This window comes from Nostocoides sp. (assembly GCF_035343835.1).
Taxonomy (GTDB): domain Bacteria; phylum Actinomycetota; class Actinomycetes; order Actinomycetales; family Dermatophilaceae; genus Nostocoides_A; species Nostocoides_A vanveenii.
On the sequence record NZ_DAOQZV010000338.1, the window covers coordinates 1 to 2,478 of the forward strand.

Genomic DNA, 2,478 nt, shown 5'->3' on the forward strand with positions numbered 1-2,478 from the left:
GGTCCCGCCGGCGCTGCGGCCTCGGGGCTGGAAACGGGTCCAGGCGAGGGGCCCGACGAGGATGGGCGGGCGACCGCGCCTGCGCCGGGCCGCAAGTGACGGGGACAGTGCCACCAAAGGCAAGCGCGGAGCCGGCTGAGTCGACCGAACATCGTGAGTCGACGGGCGCGCTGCCTGATTCCACGGCGCAACTGGCGGCGCTCGTGGTGGGCGCGGCCCGGCATACGGGCGCGACGATCGGCACCGCCGAGTCGCTGACAGGCGGTCTGGTCGCGGCGGCTCTGACGTCGGTGCCCGGAGCGTCCGCGGTTGTCCGCGGCGGCGTGATCAGCTATGCGACGGCCGTGAAACATCAGATCCTCGGCGTTTCCGCAGACTTGCTCACCGAGCGGGGAGCCGTCGACCCGGACGTCGCGGCTGCGATGGCGCGCGGCGCGCGCCACGTGTTGGGGTCGGACTGGGCCATCGCGACTACGGGTGTCGCCGGGCCCGATCCGGCGGACGGCAAACCGGTCGGCACGGTCTTTGTCGCCGTTGCCGGCCCGTCGGGCATACGAACCTCGGGTCTGGTGTTGACCGGGTCGCGTGCCGAGATCCGCGCGGCCACTGTCGACGCCGCGCTCGGACTATTGGCCGAGGGACTCGCCGACGTCGGGGTCGCCGTGCCGATTGTCGGTGGGGTGGTGCAGGATAGGAACCCGAGCACGTCGAGAAGAGCACCGAAGGGAGAGCGACCATGATCCTGCTCCGCCGCGAGTTGGGCGAGGCCCTACGCGACGAGCGACTGGCCCAAGGCCGCACTCTGCGTCAGGTGTCGGCTGCGGCCGCCGTATCGCTCGGCTACCTCAGCGAAATCGAGCGCGGACAAAAGGAAGCCTCGTCGGAGTTGCTGGCTGCTGTCTGCGAGGCGCTCGGCGTGCCGCTGTCGAGCGTCCTGAACGGCGTGACCACGCGCGTGGCGCTGGCGGAGTCGGTTGCGGCCGGCGTCACGCCGCTACCCGTCAAGTCTCCAGCGCGCGCCGGAGTTTCGGCCTCGGCCGCTTGATCGCTCGGCTGCGTTCAGCGGCACCGAGAGGCGACTGCCGGGCGCCGTCGTCCCCTGGTGCCAGACCGCCCTGGCAGTTGGGGCAGTAGAACATCGTGCGTTGCCGATCCGCCGATCCGATCATCGCGACGCGGATCGGGATGCCGCACCGCCGGCAGGGGGAGCCGGATCGGGCATGGACGAAGGACGTCTCGCCCCGGCGGGTGCGGCCCGTCGAACTCTGCACCGCCGAGACCGTGGCCTGCCGCATCAGCCGCCGTATGCCGGTGACCACGCCGATCTGCTCCTGTTCAGGAATTTCGCCGATCGGGGTCCAGGGCGAGAGGCGGGTCAAGAACAACCCCTCGCTGGCCCAGAACGTGCCGATGCCGGCGAGTTTGGTCTGATCGAGTAGTGCCGCGCCGATGCTCATTGATTCGTCGCCGGCCAGATTGGCCAGGGCGCGGTCGAGGTCCCAGTCGGGGCCGAGCACGTCAGGCCCGAGGTGGGCCAGCCATCCCTCATCCTGCTCCGTGGGCCACACGTCGACCATCCCCAGCCGCAGCCCGAGCGCTGTCCAGGTGGACGTCGAGACCAGCACGCGGAGGTGATGGTCGGCCAGTTGGGCGGGCGTGACCTTCGCGGTGGGGTGGATGCGCCAGCTGCCCTCCATGCGCAGGTGGGTGTGGATCGTCACCCCCGAGTCGAGCCGATGCAACAGGTGTTTGCCGCGCGCGACGACACCTATCGTGCTGGCAGGCAGCAGGCCGGCTCCCCCCAACTCGCCCCACCGCAGTTCTAGCCTCGTCAGGGGAGTGCCGCATAAGGCGAGATTCAGGCGCGCGGCCGTGCGCCAGATCGTGTCGCCTTCCGGCATGATCCCTCCGACATCTTCTTGATCGCCCCCCCGGCGGGCGCTTGACCCAGCGTCCACCGTAGCCTCGAGCCGCAACTTCTCGGGCCAAACACAGGGGATTGTCGGGACATTCACATTTTCGGCCGGCCGTATGCCGTGTCGCTCCCACCGCCGGTCCCCGGCCCAGCTGCGCCCAGACGACGCAGGCGCAGGCCGCGCGGTGTCATCGTGAAACCGGCCGTGGCGAGGGCCGACGCGACGGGGTTGCCGGCCGCGAGAACCGACGTGCCGTCGGCCTTTTCGACCGTCAAGCGGCCCAGTGCCCCGTCGTGCACGCTGCGGGCCAGCGCGTCCGCCGCCGCCTGCAGGGTCGACGGGTCGTCACCCCAACTGAGCAGGGTTTTGCCGCCGCGCTCGACGTAGATCACCAGCACGCCGTCGACCAGGACGACCAAGGCGCCGGCCTTGCGTCCTGGCTGATGGCCACCCGCGCCATCGCGCTCGGGCCAGGACAGCGCGGCGCCATACGGATTGGCCGGGTCGGTGGCGGCGAGCACGAGGGCCGGGTCCGGGGCGGGCCGCCCGGCGTCGAGGACGG

The 2,478-nt window shown here is 71.0% G+C and carries 4 protein-coding genes; 2 read left to right on the forward strand and 2 right to left on the reverse strand.

The window, feature by feature from the left end; genetic code table 11:
* Positions 1-191 precede the first annotated feature (191 nt).
* A complete protein-coding gene (locus PKH97_RS15785; protein ID WP_324388570.1) occupies positions 192-740 on the forward strand; it encodes a CinA family protein in 549 nt (182 codons plus the stop codon).
* The gene (locus tag PKH97_RS15790; protein ID WP_324388566.1) at positions 737-1,045 is read left to right on the forward strand and encodes a helix-turn-helix domain-containing protein; all 309 of its coding nucleotides are present in this window, start codon (positions 737-739) and stop codon (positions 1,043-1,045) included. Before PKH97_RS15785 ends, PKH97_RS15790 begins: the two co-directional genes overlap by 4 nt.
* On the opposite strand, the gene PKH97_RS15795 is transcribed toward PKH97_RS15790, so the two are convergent.
* The gene (locus PKH97_RS15795; RefSeq protein ID WP_324388567.1) at positions 1,002-1,901 is read right to left on the reverse strand and encodes a DNA-formamidopyrimidine glycosylase family protein; all 900 of its coding nucleotides are present in this window, start codon (positions 1,899-1,901) and stop codon (positions 1,002-1,004) included. The two genes, PKH97_RS15790 and PKH97_RS15795, sit on opposite strands and share 44 nt — an antisense overlap.
* Positions 1,902-2,011: 110 nt before the next feature.
* The coding region (locus PKH97_RS15800; RefSeq protein ID WP_324388569.1) for a hypothetical protein at positions 2,012-2,478 on the reverse strand (467 nt) is incomplete at its 5' end.

Coding starts and splice junctions, on each gene's coding strand:
- PKH97_RS15790 (WP_324388566.1), top strand. CDS start 737: ATGATCCTGCTCCGCCGCGAGTTGGGCGAGGCCCTACGCGACGAGCGA.
- PKH97_RS15795 (WP_324388567.1), bottom strand. CDS start 1,901: ATGCCGGAAGGCGACACGATCTGGCGCACGGCCGCGCGCCTGAATCTC.